Annotated in this window: 20 protein-coding genes; 10 read left to right on the top strand and 10 right to left on the bottom strand. The window is 47.2% G+C overall.

Features of this window, described 5'->3' with window-relative positions; translation table 11 throughout:
- Nucleotides 1-153: 153 nt before the first annotated feature.
- From BUA12_RS05355 to BUA12_RS05365, 3 genes are all read right to left on the bottom strand, one after another.
- On the bottom strand, nt 154-801 hold the full coding sequence (locus tag BUA12_RS05355; protein WP_072709174.1) for a Crp/Fnr family transcriptional regulator: 648 nt from the start codon (nt 799-801) through the stop codon (nt 154-156).
- A gap of 169 nt (nt 802-970) precedes the next feature.
- A complete protein-coding gene (locus BUA12_RS05360; protein ID WP_072709176.1) occupies nt 971-2,866 on the bottom strand; it encodes a heavy metal translocating P-type ATPase in 1,896 nt (631 codons plus the stop codon).
- Nucleotides 2,867-3,156: 290 nt separating this feature from the next.
- Nucleotides 3,157-4,428: an amidohydrolase gene (locus BUA12_RS05365; RefSeq protein ID WP_072709178.1), complete on the bottom strand. Its 1,272-nt coding sequence runs from the start codon at nt 4,426-4,428 to the stop codon at nt 3,157-3,159.
- A 123-nt stretch (nt 4,429-4,551) separates the two neighbouring features.
- On the opposite strand from BUA12_RS05365, the gene BUA12_RS05370 reads away from it, so the two are divergent.
- Entirely contained in the window at nt 4,552-5,127 is a 576-nt protein-coding gene (locus BUA12_RS05370) for a sugar O-acetyltransferase (protein WP_072709180.1), read from the top strand.
- A 33-nt stretch (nt 5,128-5,160) separates the two neighbouring features.
- On the opposite strand, the gene BUA12_RS05375 is transcribed toward BUA12_RS05370, so the two are convergent.
- The 4 genes from BUA12_RS05375 to dhaK form a co-directional block, all read right to left on the bottom strand.
- Nucleotides 5,161-5,343 (bottom strand): hypothetical protein, encoded by a 183-nt coding sequence (locus tag BUA12_RS05375; protein WP_072709182.1) that lies wholly within the window; start codon nt 5,341-5,343, stop codon nt 5,161-5,163.
- A gap of 190 nt (nt 5,344-5,533) precedes the next feature.
- Nucleotides 5,534-5,896, bottom strand: coding sequence for a dihydroxyacetone kinase phosphoryl donor subunit DhaM (gene dhaM / locus BUA12_RS05380; protein ID WP_072709184.1), 363 nt, complete (start codon nt 5,894-5,896; stop codon nt 5,534-5,536).
- Nucleotides 5,893-6,477 (bottom strand): dihydroxyacetone kinase subunit DhaL, encoded by a 585-nt coding sequence (dhaL, locus tag BUA12_RS05385; protein ID WP_072709186.1) that lies wholly within the window; start codon nt 6,475-6,477, stop codon nt 5,893-5,895. Before dhaL ends, dhaM begins: the two co-directional genes overlap by 4 nt.
- A gap of 11 nt (nt 6,478-6,488) precedes the next feature.
- A complete protein-coding gene (gene dhaK / locus BUA12_RS05390) occupies nt 6,489-7,451 on the bottom strand; it encodes a dihydroxyacetone kinase subunit DhaK (protein WP_072709188.1) in 963 nt (320 codons plus the stop codon).
- A gap of 143 nt (nt 7,452-7,594) precedes the next feature.
- Here dhaK and BUA12_RS05395 point away from each other — a divergent pair, with 143 nt between their 5' ends.
- The 8 genes from BUA12_RS05395 to BUA12_RS05430 all read left to right on the top strand — a co-directional run bounded on the left by BUA12_RS05395 (nt 7,595) and on the right by BUA12_RS05430 (nt 14,363).
- Nucleotides 7,595-8,410: a metallophosphoesterase gene (locus BUA12_RS05395; RefSeq protein ID WP_072709190.1), complete on the top strand. Its 816-nt coding sequence runs from the start codon at nt 7,595-7,597 to the stop codon at nt 8,408-8,410.
- 72 nt (nt 8,411-8,482) lie between these two features.
- Nucleotides 8,483-9,055 (top strand): thymidine kinase, encoded by a 573-nt coding sequence (locus BUA12_RS05400; protein WP_072709192.1) that lies wholly within the window; start codon nt 8,483-8,485, stop codon nt 9,053-9,055.
- A 149-nt stretch (nt 9,056-9,204) separates the two neighbouring features.
- Nucleotides 9,205-9,882: a response regulator transcription factor gene (locus BUA12_RS05405; RefSeq protein ID WP_072709194.1), complete on the top strand. Its 678-nt coding sequence runs from the start codon at nt 9,205-9,207 to the stop codon at nt 9,880-9,882.
- 6 nt (nt 9,883-9,888) lie between these two features.
- Nucleotides 9,889-11,265, top strand: coding sequence for a sensor histidine kinase (locus BUA12_RS05410; RefSeq protein ID WP_072709196.1), 1,377 nt, complete (start codon nt 9,889-9,891; stop codon nt 11,263-11,265).
- Complete coding sequence (locus BUA12_RS05415) at nt 11,252-11,935, top strand: PepSY domain-containing protein (protein ID WP_072709198.1); 684 nt, start codon at nt 11,252-11,254, stop codon at nt 11,933-11,935. Before BUA12_RS05410 ends, BUA12_RS05415 begins: the two co-directional genes overlap by 14 nt.
- Nucleotides 11,936-12,065: 130 nt before the next feature.
- On the top strand, nt 12,066-12,794 hold the full coding sequence (locus tag BUA12_RS05420) for a methionine ABC transporter ATP-binding protein (RefSeq protein WP_072709501.1): 729 nt from the start codon (nt 12,066-12,068) through the stop codon (nt 12,792-12,794).
- On the top strand, nt 12,787-13,473 hold the full coding sequence (locus BUA12_RS05425; RefSeq protein WP_072709200.1) for a methionine ABC transporter permease: 687 nt from the start codon (nt 12,787-12,789) through the stop codon (nt 13,471-13,473). The genes BUA12_RS05420 and BUA12_RS05425 overlap by 8 nt, the downstream gene beginning before the upstream one ends.
- A 32-nt stretch (nt 13,474-13,505) precedes the next feature.
- The gene (locus tag BUA12_RS05430; protein ID WP_072709202.1) at nt 13,506-14,363 is read left to right on the top strand and encodes a MetQ/NlpA family ABC transporter substrate-binding protein; all 858 of its coding nucleotides are present in this window, start codon (nt 13,506-13,508) and stop codon (nt 14,361-14,363) included.
- A gap of 38 nt (nt 14,364-14,401) precedes the next feature.
- Here the strand turns inward: BUA12_RS05430 and BUA12_RS05435 are convergent, their stop codons facing one another.
- The 3 genes from BUA12_RS05435 to BUA12_RS05445 form a co-directional block, all read right to left on the bottom strand.
- Nucleotides 14,402-14,872 (bottom strand): hypothetical protein, encoded by a 471-nt coding sequence (locus BUA12_RS05435; protein ID WP_072709204.1) that lies wholly within the window; start codon nt 14,870-14,872, stop codon nt 14,402-14,404.
- A gap of 88 nt (nt 14,873-14,960) precedes the next feature.
- Nucleotides 14,961-16,388, bottom strand: coding sequence for an aldehyde dehydrogenase family protein (locus tag BUA12_RS05440; RefSeq protein WP_072709206.1), 1,428 nt, complete (start codon nt 16,386-16,388; stop codon nt 14,961-14,963).
- Between the two features lie 144 nt (nt 16,389-16,532).
- Nucleotides 16,533-16,880 carry a hypothetical protein gene (locus BUA12_RS05445; RefSeq protein ID WP_072709208.1) on the bottom strand — a complete coding sequence of 116 codons (348 nt, stop codon included), beginning with the start codon at nt 16,878-16,880 and terminating at the stop codon, nt 16,533-16,535.
- A gap of 463 nt (nt 16,881-17,343) precedes the next feature.
- On the opposite strand from BUA12_RS05445, the gene BUA12_RS05450 reads away from it, so the two are divergent.
- The gene (locus tag BUA12_RS05450; RefSeq protein WP_072709503.1) at nt 17,344-18,402 is read left to right on the top strand and encodes a PTS sugar transporter subunit IIC; all 1,059 of its coding nucleotides are present in this window, start codon (nt 17,344-17,346) and stop codon (nt 18,400-18,402) included.
- Nucleotides 18,403-18,489: the final 87 nt, after the last annotated feature.

Consider the following 18,489-nt stretch of genomic DNA (forward strand, 5'->3'; position numbering starts at 1 on the left):
AATTGCACAACGTTAATGATGTTAACAATATGCTCCCCGATTTTCAATAACAATTAAGTAATTATTCCCTGTTTGCCGGGATATATTCCATAAAGATGCGACTAAAAAGGACGGGTACCCGCAGTTCCGGGTACCTGTCCCTTTCAATGGGCATCATAAGCTGATGATTTCATATGTTTTATTATCTATCCTTTTGAGGGCGCCTTCGGCTTCCAGCCGCTTGAAGTTGCGGGTCAGCGTCTCAGGCTGCATGCTCAAGTAGGAGGCCAGATCTTTCTTCGGCATTTTCAGCTTCAGCTCCTCCCCTTCTGCATGCGTCCGAATATATTCTTCCAGCCTTTCAAGACTGCTGAGCAATGATATGTTCGTCGTCAGTGATTCCGACTCATCCAGTCTTTCGGCGAAGCTCTCTATGATTTTAATGGCGATGTTCGGATATTTCTGCATCAGCTCGTAGATGTCGTTCCGGCTGATTGTACAGACCTGCGCATCTTCCATGACCTCCGCGTAGGACTCGTGGATGTTTTCATCGTTGAACAGGGAGATTTCCCCGGTGAAATCAGCATGGCCCAGCACCCTTACAAGCTGTTCTTTGCCTTCCGGGTTCAACCTGTAGATCCTCACTCTGCCTCTGTGCAGCACAGAGAGGGACTCATTGGTATCTCCCGCCATATAAAGATAGTCACCTTTCTTCAGATGGCTGGTGTTTATTTTAGCGAATACCTCCACCAATTCATCGTCATCGAGATGAGCGAATATGGGCACTTTGCTTACACATAATTGATGACCCTTTAATTTCATTGATATCACCACCCGGTTTTTTTTTTATTGCGATGACTGCTGCCTTGAGTCAATTATATCCAACAGACACGCCGGTTAAAAGGGAATGAAGTCAAGGTCCCCATATGATGAACAGGAAAAGCACCCCGAAGGGTGCTCTCAAAGAAAGTGATGTGGTATGGATATCCTTTTATGCTGTCGCCTCTTTGGCCGTGACTTCTTCTTCGTTGTCCTTCCTGTTCATCGGCATCAGGCGCATTGCGTTCAGTATGACTGCAAGGACACTTGCCTGGTGGATCAGCATGCCGGAAGCGAGATGGATATAGCCGTAGACTACGCCAAGCAGCAGGAGCACTACTGTGAGCAGTGCAATCGCAGTATTCTGCAGCATGACGTTGAAAGTCAACCTCGACATGGTATAGCCGATTGCGAGCTTGCTGAGCTTCTGACTCATCAGTACGACGTCTGCAGTCTCCATTGCGATATCCGTTCCGCCGTGGCCGATTGCGACACCTACATCACTGAGGGCAAGAGCCGGAGCGTCATTGATGCCGTCGCCGACCATCATGACCTTACTGTTTTCCGCTTGTTCTTCTTCAATGTATGCCATTTTCTCATCCGGCAGCAATTCTGCGTGGAACTCATCCAGACCAAGTATATTGGCGACTTTCTCAGCTGCGTAACGGTTGTCCCCCGTCAGCATGACCAGCTTCTTCGCGCCCTTATCCCTTAATGTTTTCACTGCTTCAAGTGCATCTTCTTTTATCCTGTCCATTATGGAGATCAAGCCGATGACTTCATCATTTTTCGTGATGAAGATCGCTGTCTGCCCCTCCTTCTGCTCACTGATGTAATTTTCCAGGATGGTGTCGGAGATTTTGATGTTCTGCTCGTCGATCAATTTTTTGTTGCCGATATAGTACTTGTCTGTCCCGATTACACCACTCACCCCGCGGGCTTTAATCGCTTCTGGGTCTTCGACTTCGAGGCGGTCACCAAGTTTCCTGTCTTCCGCTTCCTTGATGATGGTGCGTCCAAGGTGATGCTCACTCACCTGTTCGAGCGATGCCGAGATTGCGAGGACTTCATCTTCGCTCATGTCATTATAGACTGCGACACTCGTCACACTTGGACGGCCTTCGGTCAATGTGCCTGTCTTATCAAAAATGACCGTATCGATCTTCGCGAACTGGTCGATCGTCTCGCCGCCCTTGACGAGGACACCTTTTTTCGCACTGTTTCCGATACCTGCGACGTATGCGACCGGCGCACCGATGATCAGGGCACCCGGACATGCGATGACCAGGAATGTGATTGCAAGATGTATGTTTTGTGTGATGATACCAACGAGTACAGCCAGGACTACGATGCCCGGGGTGTAGTATTGTGCGAAGCGGTTCAGGAACTTCTCTGTACCACTCTTGCGTTCGGAAGCTTCTTCCACCATTTCGATGATTTTTGAAAATGTCGTATCTTCCCCGACTTTCACCGCTTCGAGTTCAATATACCCGGTATCGATGACACTGCCGCTGAAGACTTCATCTTTCAATGTTTTGTTCTGCAGTACCGATTCACCTGAAATCGCGGATTCGTTGATCTGCGCCGTCCCTTTGATGATTGTACCGTCGACCGGGATTTTACCGCCCGGCTGAACGATGACCGTCTCGCCGACTGCCACTTCATCAATATCAACTTCTACTATCTCACCCTCCCGCATGACCCGTGCAGTGTTTGGTGCCATGTCAAGGAGTGACTGGATGGAACTGCGTGTTTTTGCAAGGGTGCGTTTTTCAAGGAATGCACCGAATAGGAATAAGAATGTGACAATCGCACCTTCTGTGAATTCCTGTATGAACAGTGCCCCTGCCACTGCGATAGTGATCAATAACTCTATGCTGAAGCTTTTTACCATCAGTGCGCTCCATGCACGATGGATGATCGGTCCAATACCAATCAGAGTCGCGAGTACGAATGTGATATCCCGGACGGCTGAGTAGCCTAAAAACATGAAGATCAGGCCGATGATGATCAGTGCGCCGGATGTGTACATTAATTTGTTCAAATGTTTGTTGAACCATAAAGCCATGTCTATTCCTCCTCATTAATATTTATACGGATGTTTTCATATTGAAAACGCGTCCTGAATGTATTTGTTTTCTTTATTAACTTAATTGTATGCCAGTTTCTCCGGTGAAGAATTGACCCAGGTCAAGTTTGGGTGTTTTCTTCTTAGGAAGTCGATTTCATGCGATTTAGCCTTTGCCACTGATGACTTTATCAGGGACCGGGGGATTAAAAATTGATTTATATCAAGAGGAGGGGAAACAACAAAAGGGCATAAAAAATACCCTTTCAAAATATGAAAGGGTGCTTCATTTACTCGGATGTCAGCGACTTTGCAGCTTCGAACAATACTTGAACGGATGACATCATGCTGTCTTCACGGACATCGAACTTCTCATTGTGATGCCCTGCAGCGAGGTCGGTGCCGAAGATGCAATATGTTGCGTACCCGCCACGTTTCTGTACAGCTTCCATGAAATAAGTGGCATCTTCCGATCCAGCAGCCGAATTATTCTCGAACTCACTGGTCAGACCGACATTCTCTGCTGACTGATGCATGATTTCGGCAAGTTCCGGAGAGCCTTTGGAACTGATGGCTTCACCGGCAAGAGTGATTTCATGCTCCACCTGATGCATGACTGCGGCACCTTCGATCACCTTTTCGGCATATTCCTTCATATACTCATTAAGCTCTGTCGTGGCGCCGCGGATTTCAACCTTCAATTCGGCACTGTCAGGAATGATGTTCCGACCGCTGCCTGCATGGATTTCCCCGACATTGATGCGTGTGGCACCTTCCGAGTGCCTTGGGATGGAATGCAGATTCAAAATGGTTGAAGCAGCAGCGAGCATCGCATTCTTTCCTTCTTCAGGGTGTCCCCCTGCATGAGAGGCGACACCTTTGAATGCTACATCGATTTTTGACGAAGCGAGAAAACCGTTGTTTGAAGCGATGAAGTGGTTGAACGGCACGTTCAGGCCGATATGTGAAGCGATGAAGTAATCCACATCATCCGCAACACCCGCTTCGACCATCGACCTTGCACCACGGACGCCTTCTTCGGCAGGCTGGAAAATGAGCTTAATCCTGCCCCGCAATGCATCAGCACTTTCACTGAGGAGGACGGCAAGCCCGAGTCCGATTGTCGTGTGGACATCATGACCGCATGCATGCATGTTGTGATTTACCGAACGGAAATGATTCTGGTTTGGAAAATGATTTTCATCTTCACTTTCATAAACAGGCAGTGCATCCATATCCACCCTGAATGCCACAGTCGGCCCCGGCGTTCCGGTATCCAATATGCCAACGACTCCTGTGTAGCCTTCTTCAAAGTATGGCAGATAATTTTCCACCGCCCCGTGGGCCTTCGCCCACTCGATGTGCCGGGCTGTCGTCTCCTCGTCCGGTTTGCCCATGCAGAAATCAGGGTGCATGACCTCCCTGCCAAGCTGAATTTCAAACCCAAGTTTCTCGAGCTGGTCCGCCACTATGGATGCTGTACGCATCTCCATGAATCCGAGTTCGGGATGTTTATGAAAATCCCTTCGCCAAGTGACCAGTTGATTTTGAAGATCTTTCATTATTTCACCTCATGATCATATTTGAATTTACAGTAAATTATATCACTTTTTCACTGTCCATATTTGAGATTGGGCATAATGGGCTGTAAAATTCCATATACATTATGATGGGAGGCCGCATATATGGATGAAAAGCAGAAAATGCTTGCCGGGGAATGGTACAGCGCAAATTACGACGGTACGCTGGTCGAGGAAAGGACCAGGGCCCAGGAATTGTGTCATGAGCTCAATCGGACTCAGCCGGGCGATGGGAAAAGAAGAAAGAAAATCATCGTGGAACTGCTGGGATATATTCCTGAAAACCTTAATATATCGAGCCCGTTCATGGTGGATTACGGCTATAATATAAAATTCGGTAAAAATGTTTTCATCAATGTGAACAATTATTTCATGGACGGGGGAGAAATCACTTTGGGTGACAATGTCTTTATTGGCCCGTCATGCGGCTTCTACACCGCAGAGCACCCGTTGGATGCAGTCGACCGTCGCAAAGGACTCGAAAAAACCTCCCCCATCACTGTAGGCGACGACGTATGGATCGGTGCGGACATCAGCGTTATGCCCGGCGTTACAATCGGGGACGGCAGCGTCATTGGCGCGGGCAGCATCGTTACGAAGGACATTCCGGAGAACAGCCTGGCAATGGGCGTACCGTGTCGTGTTGTGAGGGATATCGGCAAAAAAGTCCGGTACTTTTGAAGTACCGGACTTTTGAATGTGTGGTGAGCTGTTTTATGAATAATAGACTATGACGCTGGCAATCATGAATATCCAAAGCACTGCAGCCATGATGATGAAAATATAGTTCCACCTGCTTGTCTCCTGACCTTCCCTGCGGTCCTGCTGTATTCTTCTTGTGAAAGGGATGATGAAGAAAACCATGACCAGCGTCCCTAAAATCGCCCTGAGAATCATGTTATCACCTTCCTGACACTACATAATGCTTAGTATATTAGTTATACCCGTTGAAGGAAGTATTTAATTACAGACATGATTTAAAAGTTGATGAATGGTTTCAAAAGTGCTCATCGACAGGTGCGCCATGCGGTATTTTGAGGTAATGCACGACGTTATTAAGTGGTAACGCCGTGCATTATACACCCCGTCACTTCACCATACCGCTTAATTCGTCCATTATTTCATCGATATTTTTACCGATGCTTATCTCGACCGCAGCCAGGAAGCTGCCTTCTACAATCGGTGCATTGGCTATCCGGATGTCATGGTCTCCTTCATACATTTCCACGGCCATTTCGAGATTCATCAGACTGGAGCCGATGTCAAAGAAACAGATGGTATCACTTTCGACTTCAGACAACATATGGTCGATTTGCCCGATATTGGTGCCGATGCCATCCCCGACGCCGCCGGAAGCGTGTACGGTGACACCGGCTGCCATCTGTTCAATGAGCGATTTGGTGCCTGATGCGATATCTTTACTGTGGCTGATGATCAATATTTCCGTCATCGTTCTTCCTCCTCAAGGGACAATGCATTCAGTATATACACGGCACTTTGTGCCCCCGGATCGACTGTACCTCTGGACTTCTCCTTGAAATATGCAGCCCGCCCTTTTGTCGCCGTCATATCTTCCGTATCATCCGCCAATTTCTGCAGGTCTTCAAGCTTAAGGGCGCCGTCCTCCCCGAGCACTTCCCCGGCTTTCGAAATGACATCATACATCGTCTTTTCCCCGCCGGTGACTTTTCCTTTGGCACTCACAGTTTCAGCAAATATATCAAGTAATTTCTTCAGGTTATCGACGTCTATCTCACCCTTTGCAGCTTCGCTCATCTTAACGAAGCTGAAACCGTACAGAGGGCCGCTCGCACCGCCTATCGAACTCATCAGTGTTATGCCGGTCTGTTTGAGGATATCCTGTATACTGCCTTCCGTGACTTTCTCCTTAACCGCATTGAAGCCTCTTTTCATGTTCACCCCGTGATCTCCATCACCGATTTCCCGGTCCAGGGCGGTCAGCTCAGCTTCCTTATCTGTAAAGACTTCCTGCAGCTTGTGTAAGCGCTGCAGCAGCATCGTGTTATCCATAATGTTCCTCCTTAAAAGTAGGTTGATTCAACAGGAGCCTCCAACGCAGCGACAATCTGCTCATCATGATCAAGGATTGTGATTGAAAAGCCCTGCATATCCAGGGCAGTCATATAGTCTCCGACAAGCAGCTTCGTGACTTTCCTGCCCTTATTTTCCAGTGATGCCATGACATACTTGGTGACGACATAAAGTTCACTGAGAGGCGTTCCGCCCATGCCATTGATCATTACAATCAACTCGCTGCTGTCATTATATTTATAGAGTTCTTCCAGCAGCCTGTCAGCAATCTTGTCCACAGTTTCCATCTTCTCACGATATATGCCTTTTTCCCCGTGGATGCCGATGCCGATTTCCATTTCTTCTTCTTCCAGGCTGAAGCCATAGTCGCCTGTGGTAGGCACCATGCAGGGATGGACTGCCATGCCGATGGAATGTAAAGTCGTCATCATGCTTTCCGTCTTTTCTTTGACCTGCGCGAGCGAGCGGCCCTCATCCGACAGGTATCCTGCATATTTATGGACGAGGACGGTTCCTGCCACGCCGCGTCTCATTTCGGCGTCTTCTATGGCAATATCGTCACGGACGATTACAGCGTCCACCTTGTGCCCTTCCGCCTCAGCCATTTCTTTGGCCATTTCGAAATTCATGACGTCTCCCGAGTAGTTTTTGATGATCATGAGGACACCATCGCCATTATCGACATGTTTGATGGCTTCAAGGACTTTGTCTGGAGTGGGCGAGGTGAAGACCTCACCGCAGACTGCCGCATCGAGCATGCCCCCGGCGACATATCCGGCATGCGCAGGCTCGTGACCGCTGCCTCCACCGGAGATGAGGGCCACCCCCGACTCCTTCCTTTGCTTCCTTACCACGACGGTATCGGCAATGATATCAATGTCCGGATCGTTGATTTTCAGGCCTGCCAGCATATCGCTGACAAAATGTTCACGGTGATTGATCAGTTTCTTCATTTTTAAATCCCCCTTTACTTACATTATACTCTTTACACAAATTCATTTAAAATAAAAGGACGGATAATTAATATTGGACAAATCTGATTCAGAAATGGAAAATGACGAAGAGAAGGTAGGACGGAGTAAATGGAGTTTTGGATATGAGGATAGGCATCATCTCTGATTTGCATATTGACCGTTATAATAACAGCGTGGAGAATATACCGTTATATGAAGAAGCTCTGATAAAAGAGACGAAAAGCCGGAACGTCGATCTGTTATTGATCGCCGGGGATATTTCAAACCGCTATGACCTGACGATGGATTTCATACGCAGGGTCTCAAAAGAAAGCAATACGGAAATCAAATTTGTGCCTGGTAATCACGATTTGTGGCAGGCTGATATCACCGAGGGCACCGAGGCAGTTCTGGAGCGTTATACCAGGCAGCCGGAATGCCTGATAAAGCGTCCCCTGATCATCAATGATGAGTGGGCGGTGGCAGGTCATACCGGATGGTATGACTACACATACGCATCCGGTGAATTCACTTTTGAGCGGCTGGAGAGAAGGGCATATTACGGCGGTACATGGCAGGATAAGAATCATATCGCATGGCGTTATAATGATGCAGGAATGTCCCGTCAATTTTCACAGGCGGTCAGGGGGGACCTTGAAAGTCTCGGGGGCAGGAAGATCATACTCGTAACGCATGTCGTTACAAACAAGCGTTTCAGGGTGCCGATGCCGCACAGGCTGTTTGATTATTACAATGCCTTCATCGGCACAAGCGACTTCGATGCGATCTATAACGACTTTCCTGTGCATTACAGCATCATGGGGCACGTACACTTCCGCCATTCGCTGACGGAGGGCGGCATCACTTATATATGTCCGTGTCTTGGCTACAAAAGGGAATGGAGGACGGACGATATCGGCACTGAAATCGGAAATGCATATTACGTTATAGAAATATGAGGTATGAATGGGAAACAAAAGCCAGATTTAATGATTTACAAAGACAGAGTTTATTATTGAAAGGATTTCGTCATGGCTAAGCTATATTATCGTTTCGGTACGATGCAAAGCAATAAAAGTAATCAGATAATAACCACACATTATCAATACACCACACAGGGCAAACGGTGTCTGGCATATTCGACGCCTGTAGACACAAGGAGCGGTTTCAAGAAAATCAAATCACGCATCGGTCTCGAGTTGGAAGCCGAATATGTCACCGACAACATTTTCAAACAAGTGAAGTCAGCGCACGAGGAGGAAAAAGTATACGCTGTGCTGGTGGATGAAGCGCAGTTCCTTAAGAAGTCGGAAGTGCACCACTTAAGTGACATCGCCGATGAACTGGACATCCCTGTCATCGCATTCGGTCTTAAGACCGATTTCCGTAATCAGCTGTTCGAAGGCAGCAAAGTGCTCCTTGAACTGGCTGATGCGATAGATGAATTGAAGACTGTATGCCAATACTGCAATAAAAAAGCGACATTGAATATGCGGATGATGGGCGGCCGGCCAGTCAACGTCGGTCAGACCATTCAAATTGGTGATGAAGAATACGTCCCTGTCTGCAGGAAGTGCTATAAAGAACGACTGCCTCTGGTTTAGGGGTGGAGGGCCGATATGGGAATATTTCGGCCCTTTTATTATATAATCATGAAAAAGAAAGTTTAATCGAATTTTAATAATTCTCTAACCATGTTTCCAATCAAGGCGGATATGATGGGAGTAAGTGATCAATGAGCCGGGGGGATTTTATGCAAAAGATATTAGTCGTCGAGGATGACGAAAAAATTGCACGTGTGATACAGCTTGAACTCGAATTTGAATCCTATGATGTCATAAACGCATATACAGGCAAGGAAGCGATGAAACTGTTTGAAAAGGAGTCATTCGACCTGATTCTGCTGGATGTAATGATACCTGAACTGAACGGACTTGAAGTGCTCAGGCGGATACGCCAGAAGGATGAGCATATCCGCATAATAATGCTGACAGCTCGTGACGCGGTGATGGACAAGGTCAGTGGACTTGATTCGGGGGCCAATGATTATATGACAAAACCCTTTGAAATAGAAGAACTGCTCGCACGCATCCGCACCCAGCTCAAAGAGAGGGGGATGAATGGTCCTGCAGAATCGGAGGAAATCAATTTCAGGACCATCACAGTCCGCCCCTCCACAAGGGAAGTGTTCATAGAAGGGGAAGATATCCATCTGACCCAGAAAGAATATGATTTATTTTATTACCTCCTGTCGAATAAAAACCAGGTGCTGTCCCGGGAGCAGATCATCGAAGCGGTATGGGGATATGACTTTTTCGGGGATACGAACACCGTTGATGTATATGTGAGGTATCTGCGCAAGAAAATTGATCGGGAAGACCCGTCCGTGATCTCCAGTGTCAGGGGCATTGGATACATGGTAAAGGATTAACGGATGATGAAATTAGGTACTAAAATTCAACTTTATATCACTGTTATGACGGCAATTGTTGTCATACTGATCAATACATTCGTCTATTTCAGCTATAAAAACTTCTCCCTGGATGCCGAGATGAACCAATTGGAAGGGCGTGGCATCAATATCATGCAGGAGCTGCAGAATGCCGAGGAAAATGGCATCAACAGACGGGCGGTATTGCAATCACATCTTCTGTCCAATGGCTTCATCACGCTCGTCAGTGAAACAGGGGAACAGGAATTGAGGATCACCACCAGTGCAAGTTACTCCGAAAGCTTTGAACCCTACAACTCCGGGCAGTACACCGACGTTGTAACGTATCACGATACACACTTTGTGATGGTCTCCCTGCCGATCATATGGGAAAACGGGGAAGTCTATAATTTACAGATTTATGAAAATATCGAATTCATATATGATACCTTTAATATATTACAGTGGATCCTCATCATATCGACGGGTATCATCATCATCGTGATTTACCTGCTGAACCGGCTCATTACAAACACCATCATCCAGCCGATCAACAGGCTCATCGGCAAGATGAAAGAAACGGATGATACGAGTGGCTACACTATGCTGGAAGTGAGTGACGGTGACACTAAAGAATTGAAGGACTTGTCGGAATCATTCAATGAGATGATGATGGACCTCAAAAAGAATGATGAACACCAGCAGGCATTCATCATGAACGCCTCGCACGAACTGAAAACCCCGATCACAGTCATAGACTCTTACAGCCAGATGCTGAAACGCTTCGGCAAAACGAGGGAAGATATACTTGAGGAGAGCATTGATACGATATCGGATGAAGCGAAGCGCATGAAATATCTGACTGAACAATTGCTGAGTTTCAGCAAGGCTGCACAGGCAAGGGAGAATATCAGGCCGGAAAGACTGAATATCAAACGCATGGCCGAGGGACTGCAGGCCCGTCTCGAACCGGTGTATAAGAGGGAGATCCACGTCAATGCCGGGGACGCGGATATCTTCGTGGAGGCGGACCCGGACAGTCTGGACCAGCTGCTTAAAATATTTCTGGATAATGCATATAAGTACAGCTCCGGGGATATCACCATAGACATTGAAAAAAGCGGTGGTGAAGTGCTTGTAAGCATCATGGATAAAGGCATCGGCATTCCGGAAGAAGATCTGGATAAGATATTCGACCGCTTCTACCGTGTGGATAAAGCACGTGCAAGAAAAACCGGCGGTTCGGGTCTCGGACTTTCCATAGCAGATGAACTGGCCAAAGTGAACGGCATCACACTCGGTGTCGAAAGCCGTCTCGGTGCAGGGACGACATTCACATTAAGATTCAATGGAGGGGAGGAGCGGGAAGATGAAAGGCGGTAAACTGATGATGGCTGCCGGAGCGGTGATGCTGGGCGTTATGATCGGCATTTTGTACATGAACTATACTGCAGCTGAGCATATGAATGAAGACGAGGCACGGGCAATCATAACGGAGCGTTACCAGGGCGATATAAGGAATGTTTCTTTAGCCGGTGATGATGAACACTTTGTTGTAAGCGTGGATGATGATGAATATCTGTATGAAATTACGATCAACAGGGCTGAAGGCACTGTAGTGGATATAGAATCTGCGGAAAATCCGGAATATGAGCCGGACGATGCAGTCGGGGAAGAACAGGAATCTGAAGAGGGGTCCAGCGGAGCTGAGCCAGGCACTTCGGAAGATAATGCCGGCCTCATCCCCGTCAAAGAAGCCAGGGAGATCGCCATGGAGGAAGTCGGCGGGTTATTCCTCCACTCCACGTTGAACACGGATACGAATCCGAGTGAATATCTTATCGCAAATCTGGTCGACGATGACGACGAAGCGGCGATCGTCTCCATCAATGCTGTAAATGGCACCATCAATAAAGTGATTTTCCTGGAAATAGAGTTCGATGAGATAGGCGATTTGGAAACCTTCATGAGGCAGGTCGCACAGTCCAATGCACAAAACCAGAATTATTATATAGAATATGATGACTGGGACGATGACTGGGATGATGACTGATGGGAGAAGCAGCAGGGCGGAATCCGCCCTGCTTTTTTAAATTCGACTGTATCACACTGCTTTATTTTCCGGAAGGTGTCTGGTATATTTTAAAAGACGATTGGAAGTGGGGGGCGGCATATTGATCAAAATGAACAATGTCACCAGAACTTATCAGGGGCAGGATGGTGAATTCAATGCGGTGGATGATGTCTCACTCGAAATCGGTGAGAATGAAATCTTCGGGTTGATCGGAGAGAGCGGGGCAGGGAAATCGACCGTTTTAAGATTCATAAATGCACTTGAAACACCCACCTCGGGAGTGGTCGAAGTGGACGGTACAGACGTCTTCTCCTTATCCAAGAAAAAGCTGAGGGCGCATCAGAAGGGCATCGGCATGATATTCCAGCAGTTCAATCTGTTGAATAACAAGACTGTCAGGGAAAATGTACAGCTGCCGCTCGAGTTACATAAATACAAAGACCCCTTGAGCGTCCGTGAAGTGCTGGAGTTTGTCGGCCTCAGCGGAAAATCCGACAGGCATCCAAGCCAGCTCTCCGGCGGTGAGAAGCAGCGTGTCGGGATTGCCCGTGCACTCATCACACGTCCTAAAATACTGCTTTGTGATGAGCCTACATCCGCACTCGATGAAAGTACCACCGAAGAAATTGTGGGCGTTCTTAAAAGGGCGCATGAGAAGTTTGGCATGACAGTCCTTGTAGTGACGCATGAGCTGAATGTCATCAAGAGCATGTGTGAACGCTGTGCGGTACTGGAGAAAGGGCATCTGGTGGACATCATAGATGTCGTTCCCGGAGCAGGCAGGCCCGATTATGAGTCTTATCACCAGCGCGTTTTGGAGGTTCTGAAGAATGCCTGATAACTTCCCCGAGTACATCCAGCGCGTCATCGAATACTGGCCTGCACTCTTCGAGAGCCTGTGGGAAACAGGCATCATGATGGGATTTGCAATGGTCGCGGCCATTCTGCTCGGCCTGCCGCTCGGCACCCTGCTTTTTTTGACGGCCAAGGGGCAGCCGATGCAGAATATATTCATTTATCAGCTGTCCAATGCGTTCGTCAATATCGTCAGGTCATTTCCTTTCCTGCTGCTTGTCGTCGCAATGCAGCCGTTCATCAGGGAGGTATATGGGCGGGCGACGGGAGACCCTGTCGCTGCTTCTTTTCCCATGATGTTGATTGCAATTGCACTTTACGCACGATTCGTGCAGCAATCACTGCTTGATGTGCCTAAAGGTGTGACGGAGACGGCGCGGTCCATGGGCGCTTCGATTCCGCAGCTTGTATGGAAGTTTTTATTCGTGGAAGCGAGAAGCTCGCTGATCATCGGTTTCACCACTGCTTTTGTCAGTTTCATATCGTATTCAACCATCATGGGCGTGGTGGGCGGCGGCGGCATCGGGGACTTTGCGATCCGTTACGGTTACCAGAGATATGAAACGGATATCATGTATACCGCGATCATCGTGATCATCATCATCGTCCAGCTGATCCAGTGGTGGGGGCTCAGGCTGGCAAAAAAACTTGATAAAAGATGATTGGGAACAATCTATTGAAGGAGTGTAAGTCTATGTACAAGCGTAATTTATGGTTCATTTTACTGGGCATCATGATATTCGCCCTTGCTGCATGCGGAAATGACAATGGAGAAGAAGGTTCGGAAGAAGAGGCGGACGGGGGATCAACGACGGAGGACACTGAAATACAGGTCGCATCCCAGACGATCCCCATGACCGATGTCGTTGAAATAGCCGGGGAAGCGATTGAAGAACCGTATTCGGTTGAATTGATCGAGGTATCGGACAACATCCAATATAACGAAGCGCTGCTGAATGAAGAAGTGGATGCGAATTTTGCACAGCATGAGCCTTTCATGGAGATGTTCAATGAAGAGAGGGATGGCAACCTTACAGCGATCCAGCCGATATACAATGCCATCGTCGGTTATTATTCACCGGCATATGATTCAATTGAAGACATTGAGGACGGAGCGGAAGTGGCGATTCCGAGTGACGCGACGAATGAGGCCCGTGCATTGATGGTTTTGGAACAGCATGAACTCATCACCCTGTCTGAGGAGGTCTCATATGATGCGACTGTGGATGACATTGAAGAGAACCCGTATAATTTCACCTTCACTCATGTAGATCTTTTGAACCTTACGTCTTCATATGAGGACGGGGTGGAACTGGTATTCAACTACCCAACTTATATCGACAGTATAGGACTGACACCTGACGACGCCATCTTCCTGGAGGAAGATGAAGACAATACATTTGCGATTACACTGGTGGCCCGCGAAGACAACCGGGATTCCGAAGAGATACAGGCACTCCAGGATGCCTTCACTTCCGATGAAGTGTATGAATTCTTATCCGACCTTGAAGAAGATGGGCATCTGGAACCTGCTTTCGAACCGGGAGAATAATGAAAAATGCCAACGTTATTTTATAACGTTGGCATTTTTCATATCTTCAATTCATATTCCTGGGCGAGTTTCGCTTTGAAGAGCTTCGTGTAGATGTCAGTAATGACTGCTTCAAGGCGGGCGTTATGGATGCTGTCCATATCGTGCATGCGTATCACCGAGAGTTTGATATCATTTGATTCCAACAGTTGGGTGAACCCTTCGTCTTTCCTGAAATCGGTCTTCAATTGCTTGTATATGTTTTCCCTGCTGTTGCCGATGATGAAAAGGTCATCATCTTTGAAAAGCATATATATACCTTTCAGCTGGTGTCCAAACTGTATATCGTAAACCGAATTTAAATCATGCTTCAATTTTTTGAAGTCGATGGAGCGGTGATTATTCTTGTTGATGATCGTCAATTTGAAATTTTCCATATGACTTTTTTCCCATATATTGCCCAGGTCGCATGCATATTTTGAAATGATTGATTTCATCAATTTCTTGTCTTCCAAATATTCTTTAACCATTTTATCACCTCATTTACAACACTGTACTTCAAATCATGTCAAAAGTCATTCAATAAAACTTCCGGGAATGACCCATGAATCGGTACAGTTATGCGTAATACCCTTTGATTGCTTTAACCTCCAGGAATTCTTCAATGCCGAAATCCCCCCATTCCCGGCCGAGTCCGGATTGCTTATAGCCGCCGAATGGCAGGTCGGGGCGTCCGGGGGCATCATTGATGCCGACTGTCCCTGCTTCAATGGAGCGCGCAACTTTTTTGAGTGAATCTTTGTCATTTCCCATGACGTAGCCGGCAAGGCCATACTTTGTATCGTTGGCGATTTCGATGGCCTCATCCAGATCATTATACGTGATGACCGACATGACCGGCCCGAAGATCTCTTCCTGTGCAATGGTCATATCATTTCTGACTTCGGTGAATATGGTTGGTTTGACGAAAAAACCTTCACTTATACCGTCCGGTCTGCCAGGGCCCCCATGATACAGATGAGCGCCTTCTTTCGAACCCGTCTGGATATAATCCTGCACCTGGTTGAACTGTTTTTCGCTGATGATGGGCCACATCATCGTAGTCTCCTCGTTCGGGTCTCCGACCACCACCGCATCCATATACGTCTTCGCTTTCTCAAGGAATTCATCCTTGATCGCTTCGGGGATCAGTGTCCTCGTTCCTGCAGTGCAGACCTGTCCGGTATTGTTCACGACTTTCTGAACGGCAGACTTTGCCGCTTCGTCGACATCCACGTCATCCAATATGATATAAGGTGACTTGCCACCGAGTTCCAGGGCCACTCTCTTGAAGTCGCGGCTCGCTTTTTCCATGATTTTCGAACCGGTCGGGCCTGAACCGGTGAATGATATCATGCGGACTTTCGGGTGTTCCGATAATGGAGTGCCGACACCGTCGCCGACACCGTTCACAAGATTGAAGACACCCTTCGGAACACCTGCTGCATCGAAGATCTCTGCCAGAATGATTGCGGAAAACGGCGTCTCTTCGGAAGGCTTCAAAATGACAGGAGAGCCTGCTGCAAGTGCTGCCGACAATTTAAGCGAGGTCTGATTCGTCGGGAAGTTCCAAGGTGCAATGAGGCCGGCGACACCGATGGATTCCTTCACTACCAGTGCATCACCGCGCCTTTCTTCAAATTGGAAATCATCCAGGGCATCTCTGGCTGCTTTGAAATGGGTCAGGCCCATTTCGTAATGCACCTTCTCAGATTTGCTTTTTGGCGAACCGAGCTCATCGGTGATGGCTTTGATGATATCGGCCTTCCTTTTTTCATATTCTGTTACAATCCCGTCCAAAATATTCTGACGGTCACCCACAGGCATATTCCTGAATTCCCTATACACGGACTCCGCCGCTTCCACTGCTGCATCAACATCTTCCTTCGTACCTTTGGCGATCCGTCCAAAGACCTCCCCGGTCGAGGGATTGATCACATCGATGTAGCCACCGCCTGCACCGTCAATCCACTCTCCATTGATATAATGTTGGATTTCATTTCTCATCACCAAATCTCCTCTTTTTATGTAGTCATATATATTCTATCCTAACTTCATGATGAATAAACGGCTTATGTATACGCAACATCAAGCCGGGGGAAATAAAAACCATGACAGACGATTAAAGTCGCCCTGTCATGGTCTTGATTTTTATTTACGGAATGTTTCAAGGAAGCTCAGTGTGTTCAGGCCGAAGAATTTAAGTGCGCCCTTTGTTTCTTCAAAGCCGTCCCCTGACTTATAATGTTTGAAGATCGCCGTGCCAAGCACGATATTCATCATGATGATTCCGATTCTCACCAGTGTCTTGCTGAATAATGTAAAGAACAACAATGCGCCGCCGATAGCTTCAAAATAACCGACTGCCTTCATCTGCGTGCTGTCAACATTGAACTTATCCTCAAAATCATCTCCGAGTTCCCCGTCGTTTTGGATCTTTTGAAGACCGCCTTCAAACATGTTCTTTCCTACATAAAAATTGACTACATGACGAAGCATATTGAAACCTCCTATGGATTGGTTGATCATCAATACCCGTTCAGGCACTGATGAATTTATACTAACATTATATAGCCTATATTACCTGAGGTAAAACCTGGGCCAGCGTATATAAAGGAGACAGTGACGGGAAGTTGCTGTTTGCATGTGATATATTCATCGTCCATCCGATGAAGTCAGGGGATGAAAAAGACAAACTTCATGCGTTCCGCAGCCGAATAATCATGAGGGATAGTTTACAAGATAATATTAAATTTATGACAAAAGGGTGATATCACCTTAAAAGACGTGTAATTTCACCAGATTTTCAATTAATTTTACATTTTTTGGTTTGTGATTATTTGGACCAATTACTATAATGGTACATGTTGAATGCTTTTCATTGAGAGTAAATTCACATTCAAGTTTGAATTTTCACATTAATGAAAGCCTTTTTATATATTATAGTTTGGAGGAATTGACAATCGATCAGTTAATAGGTATAGGACTTTTATTATTGATATTGGTGTTTTTCAGTCTATTTACATACTATGCACCATACGGCAGCGAAGTGATGAGTGCCCTGGCCGCAGCAGCAATCGCGACGTTCTTGGTGGAAGCTTTGCAGGGATATGTGATAGGCGACATTTTCGCATTGGATTTCTTTAAGGAGGCAGGAACGGTAGCCGGGACGCTGGCGGGTGTCATCGTGGCCATGCTGGTCGGCCTGAAGATGGGCGTGAATCCCCAAAATGCAGCGATACTGGCTGTCGCTTTTGGAGAAATCAGTTTGATACCTGCGTTGTTCGCAGCATATCTGGTGGCATTCTTGGTGAAGTTTCTACAGGAGAAAGTATCTCTCGGAATGGATTTCATTTTGGTCATTTTGATAGCAGTGCCTTTGGCGAGGTGGCTTGGACTGCTGATCACACCTCTTGTTGACGGTTCACTGCTGAGGATTGGCGCAATCATCGAGCTTGCCATGGATGCAAGCCCGTTGGTCATGGGACTGATGCTCGGTGGAATAGTGACGGTTGTCGGTACATCACCGCTCAGTTCCATGGCATTGACAGCGATGCTCGGCCTGACGGGTGCGCCGATGGCGGTTGCTGCTCTATCAGCATTCGGATCAGCGTTCATGAACAGTACACTGCTGCACAAGCTTAAAATCGGAGAGTTGAAATCGGTCATCTCGATTGCGATCGAACCGTTGTCGAAAGCGGATCTGGTCACTGCAAACCCGATTCCGATCTATACGACGAACTTTGTCGGCGGTGCCCTGAGCGGAATCATCATTGCGTCTTCCGGCATGATCAATAATGCGCCCGGAACGGCAGCTCCTACACCTGGACTGCTCGTGATGTTCGGTTTCAACCCTGCAGGTCAAGTTCTGCTTTATGCGGCGATCTGTGCCGTCATATGTTTCCTTGTCGGCCTTGCCGGAAGCTATGCCTTCAGGAACTTCCCGATTAAAAACAGTGAAGTACTTCCTGCTGATCAGAGTTTCGCAAGTGCGAGATCAGCAAAAAAGTTTAAGGATTAAAATTGGAGAAGCGGACAGCCGGAGGGCAGTCCGCTTCTTCTACGTTTTTCCGGGAAATCAAATAATATTATAATTAAGTTGAAGCTG

Origin of the sequence: Lacicoccus alkaliphilus DSM 16010, from assembly GCF_900142805.1 — a bacterium.
Classification (GTDB): Bacteria; Bacillota; Bacilli; order Staphylococcales; family Salinicoccaceae; genus Lacicoccus; species Lacicoccus alkaliphilus.

Bases quoted from the DNA above. Each gene is read 5' to 3' on its own strand.
- BUA12_RS05355 (WP_072709174.1), bottom strand. From the start codon at position 801: ATGAAATTAAAGGGTCATCAATTATGTGTAAGCAAAGTGCCCATATTC.
- BUA12_RS05360 (WP_072709176.1), bottom strand. From the start codon at position 2,866: ATGGCTTTATGGTTCAACAAACATTTGAACAAATTAATGTACACATCC.
- BUA12_RS05365 (WP_072709178.1), bottom strand. From the start codon at position 4,428: ATGAAAGATCTTCAAAATCAACTGGTCACTTGGCGAAGGGATTTTCAT.
- BUA12_RS05370 (WP_072709180.1), top strand. From the start codon at position 4,552: ATGGATGAAAAGCAGAAAATGCTTGCCGGGGAATGGTACAGCGCAAAT.
- BUA12_RS05375 (WP_072709182.1), bottom strand. From the start codon at position 5,343: ATGATTCTCAGGGCGATTTTAGGGACGCTGGTCATGGTTTTCTTCATC.
- dhaM (WP_072709184.1), bottom strand. From the start codon at position 5,896: ATGACGGAAATATTGATCATCAGCCACAGTAAAGATATCGCATCAGGC.
- dhaL (WP_072709186.1), bottom strand. From the start codon at position 6,477: ATGGATAACACGATGCTGCTGCAGCGCTTACACAAGCTGCAGGAAGTC.
- dhaK (WP_072709188.1), bottom strand. From the start codon at position 7,451: ATGAAGAAACTGATCAATCACCGTGAACATTTTGTCAGCGATATGCTG.
- BUA12_RS05395 (WP_072709190.1), top strand. From the start codon at position 7,595: ATGAGGATAGGCATCATCTCTGATTTGCATATTGACCGTTATAATAAC.
- BUA12_RS05400 (WP_072709192.1), top strand. From the start codon at position 8,483: ATGGCTAAGCTATATTATCGTTTCGGTACGATGCAAAGCAATAAAAGT.
- BUA12_RS05405 (WP_072709194.1), top strand. From the start codon at position 9,205: ATGCAAAAGATATTAGTCGTCGAGGATGACGAAAAAATTGCACGTGTG.
- BUA12_RS05410 (WP_072709196.1), top strand. From the start codon at position 9,889: ATGAAATTAGGTACTAAAATTCAACTTTATATCACTGTTATGACGGCA.
- BUA12_RS05415 (WP_072709198.1), top strand. From the start codon at position 11,252: ATGAAAGGCGGTAAACTGATGATGGCTGCCGGAGCGGTGATGCTGGGC.
- BUA12_RS05420 (WP_072709501.1), top strand. From the start codon at position 12,066: ATGAACAATGTCACCAGAACTTATCAGGGGCAGGATGGTGAATTCAAT.
- BUA12_RS05425 (WP_072709200.1), top strand. From the start codon at position 12,787: ATGCCTGATAACTTCCCCGAGTACATCCAGCGCGTCATCGAATACTGG.
- BUA12_RS05430 (WP_072709202.1), top strand. From the start codon at position 13,506: ATGTACAAGCGTAATTTATGGTTCATTTTACTGGGCATCATGATATTC.
- BUA12_RS05435 (WP_072709204.1), bottom strand. From the start codon at position 14,872: ATGGTTAAAGAATATTTGGAAGACAAGAAATTGATGAAATCAATCATT.
- BUA12_RS05440 (WP_072709206.1), bottom strand. From the start codon at position 16,388: ATGAGAAATGAAATCCAACATTATATCAATGGAGAGTGGATTGACGGT.
- BUA12_RS05445 (WP_072709208.1), bottom strand. From the start codon at position 16,880: ATGCTTCGTCATGTAGTCAATTTTTATGTAGGAAAGAACATGTTTGAA.